Raw genomic sequence first — 22129 nt, 5'->3', positions numbered from 1 at the left:
CTCCTACAGATCAGACTCCGGTGAATCCCACACCAGTAACCCCTACGCCCACACCGGTTAATCCGACCCCGGTGAACCCGGAGCCTGTGCCTGCCAACCCTACTCCTGTGACGCCTACTCCGGCTCCTACAGATCAGACTCCGGTGAATCCCACACCGGTAACCCCTGCTCCGGTGAATCCCACACCGGCCCCAGTGAAACCTACGCCTACACAGGCCAACCCAACACCAGTTACCCCTGCGCCTGATCCGGTACCGACCATTGTGCCTAGTCCGGATCTGACCCCGGTTAACCCTGCTCCGGTGAATCCCACACCGGTCCCGGCGAACCCTACGCCTACACAGGCCAACCCAACACCGGTGTATCCTACCCCCACTCCCATAACACCGGCTCCGGCTAAGCCAACACCCGTGACCCCCACGCCGGTCCCGGTCTCTCCGACCCCGTCGCCCGTAACACCTACTCCTGCAGACCCCGCACCTGCACCGTCTCAGGATCCTGGGTGGACCCCTGCGCCTTCGGAGCAGCCTACTAGCCAGCCTGTTCCGTTCCCGAGCCCAAGTGCTTCCGAATCGGCAGCTCCAACTCCTAGCCCGAGTCCTTCGGGGCATGGAAACCCGGGGTCTGACGATTCGCCAGCTCCAGATGCCAGCCCTTCGGCAACGCCGTCGAGCAATGTCTCTCCAGCACCCGCGCCGTCTACATCTGCTGAACCCTTCCCCAATAGCATCGCGACGTTGGGGCGTTTTGCAACAAATTCAGGGTTCCCCAATGCGTTCCCCGGCGCCGCAGACTGGGTACAGGGATATTTGTCCCGTGGAGAGAACGCCCGGAATGGCTCGCCAACTTTGAGAATGGCGAACCCACAGGAGTCTAGAAACGGTTCTTATTCTGTTCCATCTGCTGTGAACCCGGTTGCCCGTCCGCCTGCAACGTCCGCTGGTTCGCAAGCGCAACGGAACGGCGATAGCCCTAAGAGTGTTCAGGAACGTTCAACGGATTCTCGTGGCCCTGGACTCTCAGGTTTCGTGCCGTTGGCGTTCTTCTCCCTGCTAATTCTTGCGATTACCATTGTGGCGATTCGGTACTTTATCCGTGCCAGGTAACAGGGTATGGGCGATTATTGGGGAATGAACCCTCGGACCAAAAAGCATAAAGCACGGGAAAGTTCACTCCGGAAGAGTACATTGGCTCAGCTGGGGGAGTCCCGTGTTTTGCAATTGTTTATGCCCATGCTGGATGAGCATAACCGCTCCGTAATCCAGGTTGCCTCCGCACATGGGCAGGAACCGGTGCTTGAAGTAGGTCCCGGTGACGACTGCGCAGTGCTCACGGGCGATAATCGACGCACGGTTATCACCACAGATACTCTGGTACATGGGCAAGATTTTCTCGATATCTGGCCTGCCGGTCCGCGTAGCGGCGGTTACGAGGTAGGGTGGAAAGCCACCACCCAGAACCTTGCCGATATTGCGGCTATGGGTGCTGAACCCGTTAGCCTTTTTGTATCTCTAAGTCTGCCGCCCGAAACCCCCTATGGTTGGGTTGAAGACTTTGCCCGCGGTATCCTCGACTCGCTGCATGCATGCGGCGCTACAGTCTGTACGGTAGGCGGCGGTGATCTAGGTAGCGCACGTGATGCCAGCGTTACCGTAACGGCTGTTGGACGATGCGAAAACCCCGTGCTGAGGTCTGGGGCGCAACCGGGAGATACCGTAGCTTTGGCGGGCCGTACCGGGTGGGCTGATGCCGGGCTGCGGCTACTGACAATCACAGGCTCTCTCGACTTGATAGAGCAGCTGCCTTCCACGGAGAAAGAACGTATCGAACGCGCTGTTACCCATCAGCTAAGGCCCGTATCGCCCATACCCGCAGGGCGACGCGCTGCAGCGTACGGCGCCAACGCTATGCTAGACCTTTCAGACGGACTCGTTAAAGACGCGCGTCGAATTGCCGAAGCATCCGGCGTCGATATCGTGTTCAATGATCCTGCGATTACCGAGCTGGCACGTGAGCTGGTACCAGTGGCAAGTCTTATTCTTGAGCATCAGCCCCATAACGATCATGGTGATTCTGCGGTCAGCCTGGCCCGTGAATGCGTTCTGGGCGGTGGCGAGGACCACGGGCTTTTAGCATGTTTTCCGGCGGGTGCCACGATTCCTGAGGGATTTGTCGCTTTAGGCTCTTGCAGTGCTCAAGAACGAAGTGCATCACGAATTCTGTGCGATGGATATGAGCTCCAAAACTATGGTTGGGAACATTACCGAGCATAACCGTCGTATGCTAGAAAGAGCACGGTTACCCAATCCTAGATGGGAAGGATACGTTATGACGAGCGAGCACTTTGCCGCACAAACCCCGCTTAACTTCGGGGTCACGTGGATTGGCGAGGCGCTCTCAACGGTGCGGGCATATTGCGACACACTTAACTCTCTGAACGCTTTCCCTGTTCCCGACCAGGACACAGGCTCGAATTTGGTACACACTTTAGATGCCCTCAATAAGGCCTTTAGTGAGGAGCTTGATACCCTTCTGCACGATCTTCACGCTCTCACGACGGATATACAGAGCGTTAACCAACGTCTGGGTGAAATCTATGAGAATGCTCTCGTGCAAGCCAGTCGGATGGCTCGCGGCAATTCTGGGACACTCCTGTGCGCCTGGGCGTTGGAGGCAGTGCGTACCTACTGGAATTTTTCCGGCCGTCTAGCAGAAGAGCTGGGCGAAGAGGTACATAATCTGCCACTTCTTCAGGATCTTGAGGCGATGTACCGTGAAACACCTGTTACGGAAACCGGTACACGCGAGAGCGCGTACCGTGAGAGCTATGCGTTAGCGCTTGCCGCCGAACGAGTACGCCGTATTATTGCGGATGAAAGCCTAGAGCAGGGCACTATGGTAGCGATTATGGTTGCGCTCGCAGATTACCGTTTTCACTATCGTGCAGGATCGGAGCTTACCGATGTGACGGCACGTGCAGAGTTTCGTCGCGCCACGATGCGCCGAGCGCTTGAGGGCACAGCGCAGAATCCGCCGCTGCCAGAACTCAAGGGATACGTAGATGCAGGTGCCCTAGGCTTTTATTTGGCAGCGGTACAATCAAATCCGCGCTGGATGAGCTCGCGTATGCCTGCGCAGGAAGTTTATGCCTTGGCGGAGCCTCCTACAGATGTTACAAAGCCGAACAGTACGTCTGCTCGGAAAGCGCGAAAGACCGAAGGAACGCAGGACCAAGCAGAGCATCATAATGATGCGACCGGTACTCGGGAAAACCCAGGGTCAATCTGGGAAATCATGGGGACGCTAACTATAGACCCCCTTACTCTCGTACAGCTTCGAGCAGAATTAGAAGAGCTTGGCGACTCGCTGTTGCTCACCCCGCTCGATTTTAAGAACAATATGTGGACCTTACACGTGCATGTGCCGTCTTTGGAAGAAGCCCGCAGAGTTATCGCGCGCTACGGCGTATTGGACGATGAACGGGTGAGCTCACTGAGCGCCCAAGAGAATGAAAGTACTGCGCCATCCTGCTCTCAAGATTTCTAGAGCCTGTGTTCACGGGGAGGGTGGGCGATCAGGACATGCGCTGCGTGGTGACATGAGCTAACGAGGTTCGTAGCGTGCCCCAAATGTGCAACGGTAGTATTAAATCTACGTCTTATAAGACCGTTTGAGCCGAAGGTATTCGGGTTGACGGAGTGCCGCGAGCAGAAAGGAGGGAAAACGTGTCACCTCAAAACTCGAAAGAAGCGCATGATGAGGGCTCGACTCCCAGCCTTTTTGCTGATGAATTTTTAGAAAGCGGTCTTGGACAGGCCAAGAAAGCTGCCAAACAGCAGCCAACCGATGCCGAGCATTCTGACCCCAAATCGTCTGCCATTCTCTCTGAGGACGAACTTGTAACCCATGAATATGTAACGGTTCGCGACCTTGCCGAGTATGCACGCGGTACTAAAACGTTAGCGGAGCTCTCCACCCTTGCGCATCAGCGTGAAAGTTCGGAATATCAGCGTATTGTGGATGCTTTGCGCGCCTCTTTGGGTGCGGCAGCTCAAAGCATGGACACAGCGGAACTGTACGAACTGGCTGATATTGCGTATACGGCACGTACTGAGGCACCATCTAGGCACGGAACATCTTCCCGACGAAAGAGCACAAAGACCACACAAACCAAGCCGCAAAAACCGGCAGCAAAGAAAGCGAAACCCCCACGAACCAATCCAAAAAATTCTACGCATAAGCAATTAAGCACGGATATCTCTCCGGAGAAAAACAATAATCTTGCTTCTCTTGTAGAAGAGCCGCATCATGAAAAGGCCGAACCGAAGAACGCCGTAAAGACACCGGGAAAGAAACCTTCGCGCAAGAAAGCCGCTGACCCAAATACCCCTAAGAAAGCAGATAAGTTAGCCGCGGGAGCGCGGAATACAAAGTCTAGTTCGGACTCTTCTCAAGAGCAAGAAAAGCAACAGCAACGTGCCGCACGGTCGCGGGCTTTAGCACACTATAACGATGAGAAACGCCTGGAAAACGCACCCTTAACACGCTACCTGTCAGCGGCAACGGTACGAGCCCTCAAAACTCACCTGAGCATAAGCACGGTGGGGGAGCTGCTGGAATATTTTCCAAGGAAGTATCTGCCTCGCGGAGAACTTAGCCGGTTTGCCGACCTTGTTGAGGGACAGGACGTGACAATTATCGCCAGGGTCACGAACGTTTCGACCCGAACCATGGCGGCACGCAGAGGAAAAATCACCGAAGTCACGATTACCGATACCCTTGCAGAATCCGACCAGAATTCGGTCAATTCTTCATCAGGTACCTTTGCCGTACGCGAGGGCAGGGCCAATACACCGCAACGAATGCCTGCGGGTAAAACCAACCCGCGCGTGAGCGGATTAGCCGTGCCTTCCGCCGGTTACTCGGGCTATGCGGATTCCTACGGACAACAGAGCGGCGGGAATAATCTCTTTGGCGTGCCGCAACATATATTTGGCGGTTCGGATATATCAGGACCCGGACGGGTGGGCTCCACTATGAAGCTTTCTTTCTTCAACGCATGGACCGCAGCACGCGAGATTCACGCTGGCGAAACCATGATGTTCTCCGGGAAGGTGGGGATTTATCGCGGGGAGTATACACTGACAAACCCGCATTACGCCCTGCTTTCAGACGATGGAAATGCGAACGCCCCCGAACGTGCCGAGGCGCCCATTCCCGTTTATCGTGCTCTGGTGAAACTGCCAACGGATCGCATCGCGACCGCTATTGTTCAGCTCATCGAATCTGTGCCTCTAAAAGAGCTTGAAGACCCGGTACCGTATAAAATACGCCGCGCCCGAAAAGTCCCTTCGCTGGAGTGGACCTATCGCGCCCTGCACACTCCCGATAGTGAGGACACCTGGCGCGCCGCTCAAGCTCAGATGCGCTACCGGGAAGCCTTCGTTCTGCAGAGTGCCTTGGCCCGGTTACACGCCGCACGTGCCGCCCACGCCACCGTGGCCCGGCCTGCTCTACCGGATGGGGCAGCAGATGCTCTGCTGAAGGTGCTTCCCTATGAGCTCACCGAGGGGCAGCAACGAGTGGGCAAGGAAATTTCCCGTGATCTCGCCTCACCGTCACCCATGAATCGGCTTCTGCAAGGCGATGTTGGCTCGGGTAAAACGGTGGTAGCCCTTCGCGCTATGCTTCAGGTAGCCGACTCTGGTGGGCAATCCGCGATGCTCGCACCCACCGAAGTGCTCGCCGAACAGCATTTCCGTTCGATCCTCGATATTCTCGGGGATTTAGCGGATACCGAGGGTATACCGGGATATGAGACTACGCTTTTTCACCCCCAAAACCAAAAAGAAAGCAAAAAATCCGCGCATCGCGTGCGGGTTAGGCTACTCAGCGCCTCAATGCCTAGTGCACACAAGCGTGCCGTACTCGCCGAGATCGCCGACGGCACCGCCGACGTGGTAATCGGAACCCACGCCCTGCTTTCGGATACGGTCACCTTCCGCGACCTTGGCATGGTTGTGGTCGATGAACAGCACCGTTTCGGCGTGGAACAGCGTGACTCTCTGCGTGGGAACAACGGCGAGCTGCCGCATCGTCTGGTGATGACGGCAACCCCCATTCCCCGTACCGTCGCCATGACCGTGTTTGGTGACCTTGATGTTTCCGTACTCGATCAGCTGCCCGCCGGACGGCAGCAGACCGCAACCCATGTGGTGCCGCTTGCGGAAAAACCGACCTGGGCAGATCGCCTGTGGACACGCGCTCGCGAAGAGATTGATGCAGGGCACCAGGTCTACGTGGTGGTTCCCAAAATTGGCGATGACGATGAAGAACTTGAAGAAGGTCAACAGCTCTTTGGCGATGCCGGGCGTGAAGGTTCTCAGAGCTCTGACGGTAAAACACGTCTGACCTCCGTGACTGCGATGACCGCCTATCTAAAACAGAATCCGGCGCTGACTGGAACCCGGATTGTAAGCCTGCATGGGCGTATGGACCCCGAGGAAAAAACTGCTGTAATGACCGCGTTTGAACGCGGAGAGATAGATATTCTGGTGAGCACCACTGTTATTGAAGTGGGTGTGAACGTACCGAACGCAACCCTCATGATGATTATGGACGCCGATCGCTTCGGTATTTCCGGGCTGCACCAGCTTCGCGGTCGCGTAGGGCGTGGTGGTTTTGCCGGAACCTGCTTGCTTGTTACCCGGCAAGAAGCGGGAGGGGTATCTCGCGAACGTCTAGACGCGGTAGCGGCCACCACCGACGGGTTTAAACTTTCGCAGATAGACCTGCAGCAGCGCCGAGAGGGTGATATCCTAGGTGCCGCGCAGTCCGGGAAGAAGAGTACCCTTAAGTTCCTGAGGGCTCTCGCTGACGCAACCATTATTGAGCGCGCTCGTGAGGATGCGCGGGCGCTGATCGCGGCGGATCCCACGCTGGCGAAGCATCCGAACTTGGCACGTACGATTGACCGGGCGCTTGATGCCGACCGTGAGGCATTTTTGGGGCATGGCTAACACACGGGTTTGGCGGTTTTGTTACCTTGGGCCTCCGCCACTAGAGACTATCGACGAACAGACGTGAGGAACGCATGAGCCGTATTATTGCCGGAACCGCTGGCGGTCTACGCCTTGCCTCGGTGCCGGGGGAGAACACTCGTCCCACGACCGACCGAGTGAAGGAATCACTTTTCTCGAAACTGGAGAGCTATGGTGTTGTGCAGGGAGCGCGTGTTCTTGATGCTTATGCCGGATCGGGTGCCCTCGGATGCGAAGCGCTCTCGCGGGGTGCCGCATCCGTCGAGTTCGTAGAGAAGCACCCCAAGGCATGTGAGATAACCCGCCGAAATGTTGCGGCAACGTCGAAAACTGCAACCGGTATTACCCGAGTGACTCAAGGGAGCGCGCAAAGCTATGTAGCGGTCCATAGCGGCCCCTGGGATCTTGTATTTCTTGACCCTCCATATGCGTTTACACAAGAGCAGGTTCTTGATATTTTGTGTGTCATCGCCCCGAATTTAGCGGAGGGTGCCATCGTGGTCGTGGAGCGTTCCTCACGCGATGCGGAACCTGTGTGGAGCTCTCAGCTGCGCCGGTTTGCAATGAAGAAATATGGCGAGACGGTGCTGTACTATCTTGAACCAGATGAATCATATACGGATACTGGTTCTGAACCCGCCGAAAGCGAGAATGCTTCATGTTAGCTATCTGCCCCGGATCGTTTGACCCGATTCACCATGGACACCTGGAGATTATTGCTCGTGCCGCTACGCTCTTTGATGAGGTGCTCGTGGGGGTCGCGCATAACTCCTCTAAAAAATACCTTTTTTCTCTGTCGGAGCGCGTGAACCTAGTAGAGCGTTCCCTAGCAGAGCGCGGTATTACCACCGTGAAGGTTGAGGTTATTCCGCCGGGGGTACTTTTGGCACAGTGGGCTCAGGAACACGGGGCGCAGGTGCTTGTTAAGGGCCTCCGCTCGGGGGCGGATTACGAGTATGAGGCTCCAATGGCGAGTATGAACCGTCATTTGGCAAACTTGGAGACGGTGTTCTTGGCGGGGGAGGACCGTTTCGGCGGGGTGTCTTCAACGATTATCCGTGAGGTTGCATCCTTAGGCGGCGACGTTTCGGTTTATGTGCCGCGTGTGGTTTCGGATGCGCTCGTCGCTAAGCACTCACAGGTCTCGACCGATAACACGATTGCGTAGTTTTATGCGCGATTCTCCCATGATCGAAGGCTTTTTTCCTGGGTTTGCGCGTATTTTATGTGAATTTTGATGCGTCGAATGTCATAGTTTGCCGCCCGAACCTTGATTAACGGCGGTTGAGGGGATAGAATATCTCTTTGGTTTAAGCATTTTGTATAAGGAGATATGCCATTTCACCTCAAAACTCCTCTGATTTGGTGGTGTCAGTCAAAAATCTGGTGCACCGTCCCGGATCTATGGAAACCCTCGACGAGGTTGTACAGGCACCCGCTGAGATGGGTAATGCCCTGATTGGTGTACAAGAAGGCACCGACATGGACCTGAACATTCGGCTGGAGTCAGTAGTAGATGGTATCCTGGTAAGCGGCACAACCGTAGTGGATGTACACGGCGAGTGTAGCCTATGTTTGGATCCGATTGATTACGAAATGTCGACCAACATACAAGAGCTTTTTGTTTTCGAGAAGGCCCCCTCTGGCGGCCCCGAAGACGAAGACGATGAGCAGTATGCCGTTGAAGGTGAATCTATTGACCTTGAGCCGGCACTGCGGGATGCAGTAATCCTTCAACTGCCGTTCCAGCCCGTCTGCCGGGAAACCTGCCAGGGACTGTGCTCTGAATGCGGAGCGCGCTTGGAGGAAGACCCCGGGCATCATCACGAGGTGTTGGATCCGCGCTGGTCAGCCTTACAGGGCTTGCTGAGCGAGGATACCGAAAACTAAATTGTTGTTACGAGAGAATGAGAGATAGCTGTGGCTGTTCCCAAGCGCAAGATGTCCCGCGCTAACACCCGCGCGCGTCGTTCCCAGTGGAAGGCATCTGTGCCGCCGCTGGTTAAGACTGTTGAAAACGGTCGCGTGACTTACAGCCTGCCTCACCAGGCAAAGGTTGTAACTGACGCTGCAGGCAATGCCCTGTTCCTGGAATACAAGGGCCGTAAGGTCGCCGACGCTTAATCACGCGAGTATTCCTGATGACTAACATTCCTAGCGAAGCTGGGGAGTTGCTTGAACGTCTCGGTGTCGATATTGACGCCGAGACGTTTTTGCTGTCTCTCACACACCGTTCCTACGCTTTTGAAAACCCCGGAGTAGAGCATAATGAACGCCTAGAGTTCCTGGGTGATTCTGTACTTTCTCTCGCCATTGCTGAGGAGGTGTACCGCCGCCACCCCGAACTTCCCGAAGGTGAGCTCGTGAAACTGCACCATGTGGTGGTTTCGGCTCCCGCTTTGGCAATAGCCGCCCGTAAACTAGAGCTGGGTAAGCATATCCGTCTAGGTAAGGGGGAAAGGCTTACGGGAGGTGCCGATAAAGATTCGATTCTTGCCGACACCATGGAAGCTATCTTTGGAGCAACGTACATCAGCTTGGGGCGGGAAGCCGCCCGTGAGCTCGTTCTGAGGTTGATTGCGCCCATGTTAGAAGACGAGCAAATTCTCAATTCCGGACGCGACTGGAAAACCGATCTGCAGACGCTGGTAACCTCGCGGTCTTGGGGAGATGTAACCTACGAGATCGAAGCAGAAGGCCCCGACCATGCTCGCGTGTATACTGCCCGCGCTATCGTGGCAAAGCAGACCGCGGGTACCGGAAGCGGACCTAGCAAGAAGGAAGCAGAGCGTCTCGCCGCAGAAGCTGCGTATCGCATACTAGTCTAAAAATATGTTTGCGCCGCCCGGTGGGAGAAACTAGCTCTTGCGCCGAGTGACGAGTTCATGACGCTGTGAAGGGGAGAGATGCCGGAGCTACCCGAGGTTGAGACTGTGCGTGAGGGTGTACATCATCATGCTGTCGGTTGTGTAATCGAGAGGGTACGCATTCTCGATGAACGCTCTATTCGCCGCCATATCGGGGGTTCTGCGGATTTTACGATGCGTTTAGAAGGAACCCGTATTCGCGGGGCATATAGGCGCGGCAAGTATATGTGGCTCACGCTCTCTGCCTCTGATGACGAGCCTTCCCCGAAACCCGGTGACAGCGATGACACGTTACTGCCGTACGCGCTTGTTATTCATCTGGGGATGAGCGGGCAGCTACTCGTGAAGACTCCAGAATTCCCTGCTGAGAAGCACCTCAAAATCGTACTTGAACTCGAACCCGCCGATGGTGAGAGTACCAATAAAGCCACTGAATTACGGTTTGTCGACCAGCGTATCTTCGGTGGAATGTTCCTCTCGAATCTAGTTCCCGACATTCCTGCGGGCACTTCGCCCGCTGGTGCGGAAGAAATATCGGAAGAGTTCTTGGTTCCTGAAGCTGTTGAGCATATTGGGCGTGACCCGGTAGATCCATCCTTTGATGTGGCAAAGATTCGCCGCATCATGCTACGCACTTCCAGCGGCATTAAACGCCTGCTTCTGGACCAGTCCGTGGTTTCTGGGATCGGGAATATTTATGCGGATGAGGCGCTCTGGCGTGCCAGAATACACTACGCAAAACCTGCAAAATCTCTCAGTGCCGCCCAAACCCGGGAGCTATTCGCCGCCGTACACCAGGTACTGACCGAAGCGCTCCATGCGGGCGGGACCAGTTTCGATGCGCTCTATGTGAACGTCAACGGACAATCCGGTTATTTTGACAGGTCCTTGAACGCTTACGGTCGCGCCGGAGAACCCTGTCGACGGTGCTTAGAGGCCGGGCGCACCAGCATTATTGTGCGTGAACCATTTATGAACCGTTCCTCATACCGCTGTCCGCACTGCCAACGCACCCCGCGCGGGCTAAAAATCAGCTAATGTTTTTCCTACAGTGCTGAAGAGGAACGCGAATATTTATCCCCGTAAAAAAGACCCAGACGACGGTACCCCTCATCGATCGTAACGGCGGGCTCCCACTGTAAAAGTTCGTGGGTGAGCCTCTGATCGAACCAGTGCGCCGTTGAAAGCTGCTCCGCCAAAAATTCGGTCATGGGAGGCTCATCCCCGGCTGTTACCGACTTCGGCAGACGACCCCACACCTTTTCGATCAAACGCCCCGCAAAAGCCGCCGCTGGCGCGGGAACCGAGAAACGCGGCGCAGGAACCCCAACCGCCGTGCAGAAACCACTCATCAGCTCAGCAATCGTGCGGGGCTGACCATTTGTGACCACCAGCGCGCGCCCGGCTATCGACTCTAGGCGCTCGTAACCGCGTACCAGTGCATCTGCCGCGTTATCAATATAGAGCGTATCGATCAGACCTGTGCCCCCGGAAAGCAGGGGTAGCCGCCCGGACCGAGCCCTATCTAGGATACGCTCCACCAACTGAGTATCACCCGGTCCCCAAATGAGGTGCGGGCGTAACGCCCCCACGCGCATGGTAGAGCCCGAGGCGAGTTTTGTGCCGTTCGCCGCCAAAACCGCAAGCTCTGCCGTCGCCTTGGAACGAGCATAGTTTCCACGAGCATGCTCGGGGGACGCCGCCCCGTTCCCCTCGCCGATGAGAGCCGTTCCGGCATGAGCAACCGAAGGAGAAGATACATACAAAAACTTAGAAATCGAATGCTCTATAGCGGCATCCAGAAGAGCCTGCGTGCCCACAATATTGGTACGCTCATAATCCTCCCAATCGCCTGAAACCGAGACTTTCGCAGCGGCATGCACAATACCGTCCACTCCCACAAGAGCCTGCTCAATAACCTCAGCATTATTAAGAGAACCGCGAATCTGCTCGAAACGAGGGCGTATCGTATCTGGCAGCAGCGCTGCAATACCCGCATCACTGCGCTGGAATACGCGCACATCATACCCGGCACGCAACAGCGCGATGGCGGTTTCACGACCAAGCATGCCGCTTGCGCCGGTAATAAGCACACGTTCGCCGCTACGGGCAGCAAAATACGATTCATCGACGGGACGCAAAGACCGCGGCGCAGGGTCGGTATACCGAGCCGCTAAAGGAGCCGGGGTAGCCATAAAAGCCTCCAAAATTCAGGTTTCTCCTGATCTTCAAGAATCTATATGCGAAAACACAACGGGAGAACAATGTCAGGCGGATTTCCTGCGTATCCTCTCACCGTTATCTTAAGAACTAAGCACCCGCAAGTACCTTTGAAGCCCACTCGCCAAGGGCAGGCCTATCAATCTTCGAGTTATGGCGAATATCGGTCGGATGCTCCTTGATAACCAACACAGCCGCCAGCTCGATACCCGTATCATCCTGAACGCGCTCGCGGATCTGTCGACTCAGATCGAATGGTGCCTGACCCTGCTTGAGTTTACGGTTGGCGGCCTCAATGACGAGCACGGGTGCGGCTGTGCCTGCAGGACCGACCGAGACCAGTGCGGCACGGCGTACCGCATCCAAGGTCTCAGCGGACTGCTCAGCGGCAACCGGGGTCAGCACACCTTGGGCAGTCAAAAGAACATGCGCTAAGCGCCCCTCAACCCAGAGACGACCGGCAGCATCCAGATGCCCCACATCGCCGGTGTGATGCCAACCGGGGGTTGAAATCGATTGTTCTTCAGTCACCCACAGAGTATCGTAACGGTCTTTAACATGGGGAGCCGATACCAAAATTTCACCGGTCACCCCCGGTTCGTGAGTCATCTCCGAAGCCACGGTTCCATCCTCCCGCAAAGGAGCGATCGCTACCGCTGCGCCATAGACCGCATACCCCACGCATACCCCATCGCGTGCAAAAGGATCAAGAATATCGCCCTCGGCATTTGGGGTTCCCTCAGCTAGTGCCTGGCGAATCATATCCAAAGATACATCGGTAACCGGCAGTCCCTCGGTCATGCCATAAGGGGTGTGCAGTGAGGCATGAGGCATCAGCTTCGAGAGTTCGTCAAGCAGGGGAACAGGAATAGGCGCCCCAGCCGACAGTACGGTGGTGACCTCCGCTAGGGCTGCGCGCTGCGAATCAGTGAGTTCAGAGGCGCTTGCCACCACGTTCACGAGTGCCGCAGGGGAGGCGAAGACGGTGGATGCGCCAATCGCCTCGGTTGCGGAGGCTAACGCGGTTGCGGTGAGTGTCTTGGGCTTGGTCACATCCATCTTTGGGGTAACACTCGTAGCGCCCAGTGCCGGGCCTAGAAGCGCGAAGGGCGCGAATCCAGCTACCAGACCTGACCCGGACTTGAACCCGTAGGTGTTGACGATGGCATCGCGCATACCCGCCAGCTGACGCTGGGTGTACACAACACCCTTTGCGGGGCCGGTTGAGCCGGAAGTGTACAGGACAGCGGCATCCGCATCCGGATCGGGGTCGGGGAACTCGATAACCGCAGGAGTGGCAATAGGGGCGCTGAGTGTGTTTTCGGATGTTTTAGAACGCGCCGAATGTTTGTGAGTGGGCTCAAAGACAGAACCTTCTACACCGAGCACCCGATCCTGGAATTTACCGAGCGGTTCTACGGAAATGCGGTGCCCGGGCCATAACAGGGATCGTGCGGCGGCGAGAGCGGCGGGAATGCCCACGATAAATTGCGGGTTGGCGCCCTTGAGCGCGCGCGTAAGGCCCGTAAGCCCCAAACCGGTATCCGCCACCACAATAACCGCGCCCAGTTTAAGGCACGCATAAATAAGCGTTGTCAGGCGTGACCCAGGTGGCACCATTAGATTCACACGGTCACCGGGACGTACCCCTAGGGCGTGCAGGCGTGCCGCCGCCGCATCTACATGCATTGCGAGCTGTTGCCACGTAAGCTGTGCTGCAACCTGGGTGCCATCGCCTGCGGAGTCCATATCTACAATTGCGAGCGAGGTGTCCTGCGCGCGTTCGTTCAACGCTGCTATCATCGGGCGGAATTCTTCGTGTGCTGCTTCTTCGGAAGACTTCAGATGCCGAATACGTTCCTCTAAGGCACGGCGCGCCTCACGATGCTGTGCCTCTGCGTTGACCGGTTTCTCTAGATAACCCTCAACGAGCGTGCCGAAGTTCTGCCCTAGCCAAGCAAAGATAGGGGCGGCAATATCTTCATCTTCGGCAACTAGGTGCGATGCCTTTTCGTAGCGGTGCACCTTGGCCTGGGGAAAACGATCCATCAGATCGAAGAGGTAGCGCCGCTGAAAAACCGGGTCTTTAGTACCCCACTGGAAGAACGCGGGAACCTTCAAATCCCGAACGCCTTCCGCAATGCGCACCATATGAGCGTATGAGGGTATATCGGTTCCGGTGGGAATATCGCCCACAAAATTGCGGATACCTTCGCGCCACGCCGGATGCGCATAGGGTGCCCGGTAGGTGCGGCGAATCCCTTCGTGAAGTTTGCTGGGGTAAAGCGCACGCGGTTGGGATTCCTGTGGCCCGGCTAGAGCCCGTTCCGAAGAGCCTGGCTCACCTTCGGAGGGTACCCGGCCCTGGTTCTGTGCCAGCCCCAGAGTAACGTCTAGAAAAGTTGTAGAGTCTCGTGTACCCAGCTCGTGAACCCCCAAAGCTAGGCGCAGCGCCGCCGGGATGCGCTCAACACCATCGTGATATACGGCTGTGTTCGTGAGCATGACGCCCGAAAGAATATTTTGATGTTCGAGCGCCCAGCCCAGCGAGATTAAACCGCCCCAGTCATGGGCGAGGGTCACCACCGGTTTATCGGTTGTATCCAGCCCGAGTTCGCGGGTAAAATCGCTCAAGTCTGCTATGCGGTCTTCAAGCGAGCGCCGTTCGTCCTCCAGGTCGAGGTGAGTGCGTTCGGAGTACCCCATATCGAGCTGGTCGACAGCGATAACACGCCACGGTGCTGTACTGTTCACACCGGCATCGAGTACGGTACGCCACAGATACGACCAGGTGGGGTTGCCGTGTACGCACAGGATCGTGCCGATAGGGTCAAGCCCATGTTCCTGAAGCGCTGGAGTATTGTCGAGGTAATGCCACCGTCGTGCCTGCGCCTGGGCGGCCCGCGCCTCAATCGGGGCGGTGGTAGGTACCTCAAGCATGTGCGAGTAGCGAGGATCAACGCCCGTCCACTCGTGTGGGTTATATGGTGGTTGGGTCTTCGGGAAGTTAAGGTGGCGCATATACTGTCCTTGCTGTTGCGACGGCTCGTCGCTGGTGATATTCAGAGTACCTTGGCGTGGGGGGTATGTACCGATACAGTGAGGAGCCCCGCACCTGCCGAGGCTCCCACGCGATGAGACGATACTAATTCACATTACCAGTTGATTTCCATGAGCGCAGTATTCAAACCGGAACCCACACCCATGCATAGAATACGGTCACCTTTTTTATAGGTGGGGGCGCATTCCGCAAGAGTCATAGGCAGTGCCGCTGCCGCTACGTTACCCCAAACGGGGAAAGTCAGCGGAATACGGTCACGTTTAATTCCTACGGCTTCGATAATAGCGTTGGTGTGAGCATTAGAAATCTGGTGAGTCACATAGGAATCCATATTGCTCCACTCCCAACCGTCCTCATGAGCTTGTTCCCAAGCCTGAGCTACCAGCTGCAGACCATGCTCAAGAAGACCAGCGGCATCGGTATTCATGCCCTGATCAGCTTCACCGCCAATGCACAGATTACGATGCTCAGTTCCCGCACGCGATACCGAACCGATGATGCGGTGCCCTTCGGGATGCGCATCTGCCTTACCGAGTACCGCCGCCGCCGCACCCGAGCCGAGGGTGAGGGTAGCAAACTGGGCGAGCACATCCTCACGAGATGTATGAGGCTGGCTCAAAATCCGCAGGGCGGTACGATGCCACGGGGAAGGATCTTCACCGGCAACAACGAGAGCGTAGTCAACAGCACCGGAATCGATCATCGTAGACGCCACAGTCATAGCGTTTACAAACCCTAGGCAGGCGTTCGTAATATCGAAGTTTAGGGCGTGACGAGGCAGATTAAGGCGGTCATGAATACCCACAGATACTGCGGGTTCAAAATTGTCGCGGGTTACAGAAGCATTAATGAGCAGCCCCACTTGGTCCCGGTCAACCTTCGCAGCTTGAAGCGCTTTCTCTGCTGCAGCAACGGCACCATCTTCAAAAGTTTGACCCTCAGCCCAGCCACGACGTTCGCTAATACCCGCCAGACGCTCCAGTAACCCCTTAGGCATCTTCAGACGCTTATAGGTGTTGGACAATTGTTCGTCAAAATATGAGCTTGTAACTACACGGGGAGGAAGTTCATGCGCGATAGAAAGTAAAGCAGCGTTACGATGCCGGATATCAGAATTTACGCCGGGCTTATCTGCGTCAGAAGTCGCGGCTGCAGTGTGTTTGGACAATCTGTATGACCTTTACAGGGAGGTACGTCTATGATGGGTACAACGAAGAAATAGCGGAGGCGCTGGTACGCTCCCCGCATCGTCGACTTAGTTAAATCTACCGTACCCGCGCCCTAAAGTCCGAAATTCCGCATTCATGACTCCGTGCGCCGCATGGCAGACATCCCTAGAATATCAAGGCGTAAAGTTATTGTGCAGCCCTTGGCGGCTTCGAGATACGGAATATTCGTTCACCTATCGCTTAAGACCTTCAACTGGAAGCCGACGCTTCCCGGCAGTTCAGGATGCAAACTTTTCTAAAGCCGGGCAACGTCCGTTGTGCATCCTTAAAATCTGGATGAGCTCGTTTCACGCCCGGAACGCTGATGATGCATCTGAGTACAATAGAACTACTCTGCGCCTGCTAAAACCCCGGCGCGGTTTCCACCCGATGAAAGGCAATCCGTGCACCTGACTTCGCTCACCCTACGCGGCTTCAAGTCTTTCGCATCGTCCACCACATTTGAATTCGCACCCGGCATTAACGCTGTGGTAGGACCTAACGGCTCGGGAAAATCAAATATTATGGATGCGCTCGCCTGGGTTATGGGGGAGCAGGGGGCAAAAACTCTGCGCGGTGGTTCCATGCAGGATGTTATTTTTGCGGGTTCTGGTACGAGTGGAGCCGAAAACAGCGGAAAATCCCAATTAGGGCGTGCCCAAGTTGTTTTGCGCCTAGATAATACGGATGGTGCGCTGTCGATACCCGCCGACACTGTCGAAATCTCACGTACTATGTTCCGTGCCGGTGGCAGCGAATATGAGATTAATGGGTCGCCTGCTCGTCTGTCCGATGTGCATGATATTCTCGCGGAAGCTGGAATGGGGCGTGAGATGCACGTGCTTATCGGGCAGGGTCAGCTCGATAAAATTTTGCACGCCTCTGCCGCCGAACGCCGCGAAATTATGGAAGAGGCCGCCGGAATCCTAAAATACCGCCGCCGCCAGGATAAAACCGCCCGCAAACTTGAGGCCATGAGTGCTAATCTGACCCGCCTGAATGACTTGGCTGCCGAGCTCAGCAACCAGTTGGAACCGCTTGGGGATCAAGCAGAGTCTGCGGCAACCGCGCGTGAACTGCAAGCGCGCATCCGCGAGCTGCATGGCATACTAATCGCCCGAGAAACCCATGCGCTCAACGCCCAAGTACAGGAACAGACCCGGCGACTTAGCGATACGAGTGAGCAGGCGCATGAACTCGATGAAAGCCGCGAAAAAATACGGACGCGGCGAAAAACCCTCGACGAGAATCTTGAATCAACCCGCCGCGAGCAAACGGAGGCGAACGCTCATCTAGTGCGCATCCGCGAGCTTGTGGCACGGGTTAACGCGGTAATCGCGGTAGCGGTTGAGCGTGCCCAAGCGGAAGAAAACGCTCCTGCTCTTGAAGACTATCGGCAGGAAGTTGAGCGCTGTGCACAACGTCTTGCAGAGGATGAAAAAAATCGTGACAGCGCGGCTGTTGAGTACGAAAAAGCGCAGACGGAGGCTCAGGAATCTGAACGTCGAGTACAGGAACTTACAAGTGCTCTCGCCACATTGGAAAACACCCGTGCTCAACACGAGGCTGAGCGTGACCGCGCTAGAAAACGCCGTGCCGAACTTGCTGAAGCTACCGCCGTGGCACGCGCCACCTATGAACGCGCTTGTGCCATGGAAGAGACCCGCCGTGCTGAACACGAAGACTTGACCGCCGAATCTGCGCGTATGGCTAAGACCGTAGCGCACTCAGAGGCTGTCCTGCAGACGGCGGCAGCAGAAGAAGAAACTCACCAGCGGGATCTCACCGCCGCCGCTAGCGTACGAACTAAAGCCGAAGAAACCCGTGAGAAGGTTCGTGCCCAGGTATTAGAGGCCTCCCAAACATATGCTGGTGCCCATGAACGCGCCACAACTCTGCGAGAAGCCCTTGGGCAAAGCCTAGAGATAGCCGACAATCTCTCGGAAGTACATCTCGATCAGCTCGTGCGTGTTTTTGAGGTTCTTACCATCGAGAAAGGCTGGGAGCGCGCCGCCTCTGCCGCACTGGCTGCCTTTGCATCGGCGGCAATTAACGCCCCGCAAGACACCCATATTTCTCGTCTTATCTCTGATGCTGGGAAGAAGACAGCGAAGACTAAGAAGCCATCTCGAAAGACAGAAGAATTAGCGGAAAAAACTCTGGATCTTTCAGATGTGCCAGATGCCGTAGCGGCGCTTACGGTCATTACTCCTGTCACAGACTCGGCAGAGAATTTACTCGATAAATCTGCCCGCACAGCTCTTAACGCGGCACTCTACGCACGCCTGCACGGAGTTTACTTTGTGCAGGATGCGCCCGCAGCTGCCTTAGCACTTACCGCCGGCGCTCACCGTGTTTACGACAGGCAGGGAATCGAATACACCGCCTACAGTATTCTGCACCCGGCACACGAACAGAGTGCCCTCGAACTTGCCGCCGCCGCGCAGGCCTCCCGTGACGACGCCGAAAAAGCTCTAGAAAAACTCAACCGTGCCAAGAAAAAGCTTACGACTGCCGAACGCGCTCTCACCGCTGCAATCGAGACAGAACGCGGAATCGCCAAACTTCTAGGCGAATCCCGTGCCGCCCACGCCCGTGCCGAGGCGGAGCATGCGCGCATCCTAAGCCGATCCGAAAGTCTGCATGCCGAGATCGCGCGCGCTGCCGAAAAACTGCACCATGCCGCAGATGAAGCACAGGAACTTCAGAGCGCATACCAACAGACACGCGACGAGCTGACCGCCCATGAAGAAGCTCGTATGACGCATAGCATCATAGGGAGTAAAGAGGCTGAATCTGGCGGCACCCCGGATAACCCCGCCGATCTCGAAGGCTCTCTCGCGCAGGCACGCAAAACACTGCATGAGGCAGAACAGCACCATGCCCGCATCCAGACCGAAGCTGCACAACGAGTCGCCGAAATGCATGCTGCAGAAGCCTCAATGGAACGCACCCGGGAGGTTTATAGCCGTGCAGAACGTGCTCTCACCGCAGCGCAGGCAGCGCGCGAGCAAGCGCATCGCCTAGCTACCGCAGCACGGTCACAACAGCGCCAAGCTCATGCGCTAGCTGATGCTCTAGCCACTGAAGCAGAAACCTGGAAAAATCATCTTGACGAAATCGCTCATAGCATGAGCAAAACCGCCGAACAACGTGCCGAAACCCACACCGAAGAACAAGACCTTGCAACGGCCCATCAAGCAGCCCTCGCCCTCATCTCGCGCGCCGAAACCGAACTCGCACGCCTCGAAACCCGTCGTGAAACTCTGGCAGAACGCTCACGGCTTCTGACCCAGCTGCCTCTCGACGAAATTCTGCAGACACACCCCAACCCAGACGAAAACGCCGAAGATTACGTACCCACCGAGACCATTCAAACACGGCTTGCCGCCACCGAACGCGAACTCGAAAAGCTCGGCAAAATCAACCCCCTCGCCCTCGAAGAATACGAAGCACTCACCGAACGACACACCTACCTGCGAGAACAAATCGCTGACCTCAAAAAATCTCGCGGCGATGTCATGACTGTCATGGACGAAGTCACCACCCACATTACTGAAGTTTTCACGCAGGCATTCAACACCGTAAACGAGCACTATGAACGTATCTTCGGCATACTTTTCCCCGGAGGTGAAGGTCGCCTAGAGCTCTCCGACCCTGACGATATTCTTAACTCAGGCGTAGATATTTATGCCCGTCCGGCTGGCAAAAAAGTCAAACGTCTCTCGCTTCTTTCCGGTGGAGAACGATCGCTCGCATCCCTGGCGTTGTTAATCGCCATCTTTATGGCAAGCCCCTCACCGTTTTATGCCCTTGATGAGGTAGAAGCAGCCCTTGACGACCGCAACCTAGGGCGAGTCCTCACAGTACTGCAAGAACTGGGGGAGCGCTCGCAGCTCATCGTGGTCACCCATCAAAAACGTACGATGCAGATTGCACAAACCCTTTACGGCGTTTCGATGCGCAACGGTGTTTCGACTGTAATCTCACAAAATATGGATGAGCTGCGCGAGCTTCTCTAAACGTTTTCTAGGCACAAAATAAAATACTGTGGGCTAAGAACACCTTCGAGTGTTCTTAGCCCACAGTATTTTGTGAATGTTCCCTTACCTTCCGGTATAGTTCTCATCCGCCAGTTCGCGGGGCCAGTGTGGAGTACGGAACGGTAGCCAGGTGAGTGAAGCTGCCAGGAGCAAACCTCCGCAGAGCATGAATGCAGGTGTGAAGCCCCACGTATCGGCAACAGTACCGGCGAGAAGCGGGCCCAGAATCATGCCGAAGTCACTATGCATTTGGAAGGTTGCAAGCACGGGTGCACCATCGCGTTTGCTACCGATAACATCGGCAACAGAGGCTTGCAGCGAGGGCGTGATCAGCGCTGCCCCAGACCCCATACCCACGATGAGAGCCACAAGCATCCAAGGCGCCGAAGAAATACCAATAGTCGAAATGGCGGTTCCGGCGATAAGCAAACCGATAAAAATCATGATGCGCCGCCCCAAGTTGTCTGATAGACGCCCAGAAACGGTTTGGGTAAGAGCATTTGCTAACGAACCGACCGCCATCACCGTGGAAGCAAGGACGGTTCCCTCTGGTGCCCTAGACGCATCGCCGCCCGTCGCCAAATACGCCGCGAGCAGAGGAATGAGAGAGGACTGTATACCTAAAACAGCCCAGCCAATCGTAAAGTTCGTGAAAAGCGCCGACCGGTAGTTCGTAAATTTGAGTGCTTGCCGAACGGTCATCGTGGCTGGCATAGGGGTTTTCTGCCGGGGTGATTCCTCGCCCGAAGCCGGTACATCGGTTGCAGGAGCATCATTAGTATCGGGCTCATTAACATCGGGGGAAGCTTTGGAGCCAGTATCATGCTGGGTGGGAAGGCTATATGCCTCACGTTCGGCATCAATCTGATCGGCAGGAGGCATCATGAACCAGACGATAGCCCCAGCTATTAGCAGAGAGCAGCCGTAGAGGGCAAATGGCAGGCGCATCCCCAAGCCGCTGAGTGCACCGCCGACGACCGGCCCCATAATGTTCCCGAGCAGGAATGCGGTAGCGTAGTATCCCGAAACCCGCCCGCGCATATGCGAAGGTGCTAGACGCACCAGAAGACCCATCGCAGAAACCGTGAACATGACCGAACCAATACCTGCGAATGCGCGCGAAGCGAGCAGCACCCAGTAATCCCAGGCAGCGGCATTTACGAAGGACGAAACCGCCACAATAACCATGCCGCAGGTGTAGATAGGGCGCTCACCAAACCGTGAGATGAGCTTGCCCGCCCCCGGTGCGAAGACTAACCGCATGGCTGCCAATGCCGAGACCACAATCGTTGTTGCCGCTACTCCCACGTTAAAGCTACGCGCAAAACTGGGGAGTACAGGTGCTACGAGTCCGTACCCGAGCGCGATCATAAAAGATGCGGCAATGAGTACCTTCAACCCGGTAGGAATACGAGTTTTTGCAGGTGTTTCAGGCGGTGTACCTTCAGTTTCGTCAGCCTTCGTGAGCTGGATGCGCCTGCCGCTCTCATCCTCAATAGTTGCGGATGCGATGGCATCCGCTCCGGGGCTGACGATAGGGATCGCACCGGTTGCGGCGCTCATATAGTCCGGTGTGCATTGCTGCGTGCTGCCGGTATTGGAAGGTTCGTCCTTCCCGGTATCCTGCTGAGTTTCTGCGGGGGAGGAGCCTCGGGACTGTGCGTTGTGTTCGTGCGGAGTCATAACTCTT

General features: G+C 56.1%; 13 protein-coding genes and 2 pseudogenes. 11 read left to right on the top strand and 4 right to left on the bottom strand.

The features are described from left to right. The 10 genes and pseudogenes from HMPREF2804_RS07960 to mutM form a co-directional block, all read left to right on the top strand. Positions 1–1106 (top strand): annotated as a pseudogene (locus HMPREF2804_RS07960) (transcriptional regulator); the annotation flags it as partial. A gap of 81 nt (positions 1107–1187) precedes the next feature. Continuing rightward, complete coding sequence (gene thiL / locus HMPREF2804_RS07955) at positions 1188–2273, top strand: thiamine-phosphate kinase (protein WP_141744090.1); 1086 nt, start codon at positions 1188–1190, stop codon at positions 2271–2273. Between the two features lie 55 nt (positions 2274–2328). Beyond that, positions 2329–3546 carry a DAK2 domain-containing protein gene (locus HMPREF2804_RS07950; RefSeq protein WP_070627914.1) on the top strand — a complete coding sequence of 406 codons (1218 nt, stop codon included), beginning with the start codon at positions 2329–2331 and terminating at the stop codon, positions 3544–3546. Positions 3547–3725: 179 nt separating this feature from the next. After that, on the top strand, positions 3726–7019 hold the full coding sequence (locus HMPREF2804_RS07945) for an ATP-dependent DNA helicase RecG (protein ID WP_168164910.1): 3294 nt from the start codon (positions 3726–3728) through the stop codon (positions 7017–7019). 68 nt (positions 7020–7087) lie between these two features. Continuing rightward, positions 7088–7705, top strand: a pseudogene (rsmD, locus tag HMPREF2804_RS07940) (16S rRNA (guanine(966)-N(2))-methyltransferase RsmD); the annotation flags it as partial. After that, entirely contained in the window at positions 7699–8208 is a 510-nt protein-coding gene (gene coaD, locus HMPREF2804_RS07935; protein WP_070627910.1) for a pantetheine-phosphate adenylyltransferase, read from the top strand. The pseudogene rsmD and the gene coaD, both read left to right, overlap by 7 nt. Before the next feature lie 236 nt (positions 8209–8444). After that, positions 8445–8930, top strand: a complete 486-nt coding sequence (locus HMPREF2804_RS07930; protein ID WP_179958720.1) for a YceD family protein — start codon at positions 8445–8447, stop codon at positions 8928–8930. A 30-nt stretch (positions 8931–8960) separates the two neighbouring features. After that, positions 8961–9164, top strand: a complete 204-nt coding sequence (gene rpmF / locus HMPREF2804_RS07925; RefSeq protein ID WP_004004885.1) for a 50S ribosomal protein L32 — start codon at positions 8961–8963, stop codon at positions 9162–9164. Positions 9165–9181: 17 nt separating this feature from the next. Beyond that, positions 9182–9868: a ribonuclease III gene (rnc, locus tag HMPREF2804_RS07920; RefSeq protein ID WP_004004884.1), complete on the top strand. Its 687-nt coding sequence runs from the start codon at positions 9182–9184 to the stop codon at positions 9866–9868. A gap of 78 nt (positions 9869–9946) precedes the next feature. Further along, positions 9947–10945, top strand: coding sequence for a bifunctional DNA-formamidopyrimidine glycosylase/DNA-(apurinic or apyrimidinic site) lyase (mutM, locus tag HMPREF2804_RS07915; protein WP_070627908.1), 999 nt, complete (start codon positions 9947–9949; stop codon positions 10943–10945). Positions 10946–10953: 8 nt separating this feature from the next. Here the strand turns inward: mutM and HMPREF2804_RS07910 are convergent, their stop codons facing one another. From HMPREF2804_RS07910 to HMPREF2804_RS07900, 3 genes are all read right to left on the bottom strand, one after another. Continuing rightward, positions 10954–12102: an NAD-dependent epimerase/dehydratase family protein gene (locus tag HMPREF2804_RS07910; protein ID WP_070627906.1), complete on the bottom strand. Its 1149-nt coding sequence runs from the start codon at positions 12100–12102 to the stop codon at positions 10954–10956. Positions 12103–12217: 115 nt separating this feature from the next. Then, positions 12218–15148, bottom strand: coding sequence for an alpha/beta fold hydrolase (locus HMPREF2804_RS07905; protein ID WP_070627904.1), 2931 nt, complete (start codon positions 15146–15148; stop codon positions 12218–12220). Between the two features lie 134 nt (positions 15149–15282). Then, entirely contained in the window at positions 15283–16356 is a 1074-nt protein-coding gene (locus tag HMPREF2804_RS07900; protein WP_070627903.1) for a 3-oxoacyl-ACP synthase III, read from the bottom strand. Between the two features lie 444 nt (positions 16357–16800). On the opposite strand from HMPREF2804_RS07900, the gene smc reads away from it, so the two are divergent. Then, the gene (gene smc / locus HMPREF2804_RS07895; RefSeq protein ID WP_070627901.1) at positions 16801–20418 is read left to right on the top strand and encodes a chromosome segregation protein SMC; all 3618 of its coding nucleotides are present in this window, start codon (positions 16801–16803) and stop codon (positions 20416–20418) included. A gap of 84 nt (positions 20419–20502) precedes the next feature. Here smc and HMPREF2804_RS07890 read toward each other — a convergent pair whose 3' ends face one another. Beyond that, positions 20503–22122: an MFS transporter gene (locus tag HMPREF2804_RS07890; protein ID WP_246824217.1), complete on the bottom strand. Its 1620-nt coding sequence runs from the start codon at positions 22120–22122 to the stop codon at positions 20503–20505. Between the last annotated feature and the right edge of the window lie 7 nt (positions 22123–22129).

This window comes from Rothia sp. HMSC065G12 (genome assembly GCF_001811455.1).
In the GTDB taxonomy this organism is placed as follows: Bacteria; Actinomycetota; Actinomycetes; order Actinomycetales; family Micrococcaceae; genus Rothia; species Rothia dentocariosa.
Note: the sequence above shows the minus strand (reverse complement) of the source record. Positions and strands in the feature narration are given on the sequence as shown.

Bases quoted from the DNA above. Each gene is read 5' to 3' on its own strand.
- coaD (WP_070627910.1), top strand. From the start codon at position 7,699: ATGTTAGCTATCTGCCCCGGATCGTTTGACCCGATTCACCATGGACAC.
- HMPREF2804_RS07905 (WP_070627904.1), bottom strand. From the start codon at position 15,148: ATGCGCCACCTTAACTTCCCGAAGACCCAACCACCATATAACCCACAC.
- HMPREF2804_RS07890 (WP_246824217.1), bottom strand. From the start codon at position 22,122: ATGACTCCGCACGAACACAACGCACAGTCCCGAGGCTCCTCCCCCGCA.
- HMPREF2804_RS07910 (WP_070627906.1), bottom strand. From the start codon at position 12,102: ATGGCTACCCCGGCTCCTTTAGCGGCTCGGTATACCGACCCTGCGCCG.
- HMPREF2804_RS07950 (WP_070627914.1), top strand. From the start codon at position 2,329: ATGACGAGCGAGCACTTTGCCGCACAAACCCCGCTTAACTTCGGGGTC.
- rnc (WP_004004884.1), top strand. From the start codon at position 9,182: ATGACTAACATTCCTAGCGAAGCTGGGGAGTTGCTTGAACGTCTCGGT.
- mutM (WP_070627908.1), top strand. From the start codon at position 9,947: ATGCCGGAGCTACCCGAGGTTGAGACTGTGCGTGAGGGTGTACATCAT.
- HMPREF2804_RS07930 (WP_179958720.1), top strand. From the start codon at position 8,445: ATGGAAACCCTCGACGAGGTTGTACAGGCACCCGCTGAGATGGGTAAT.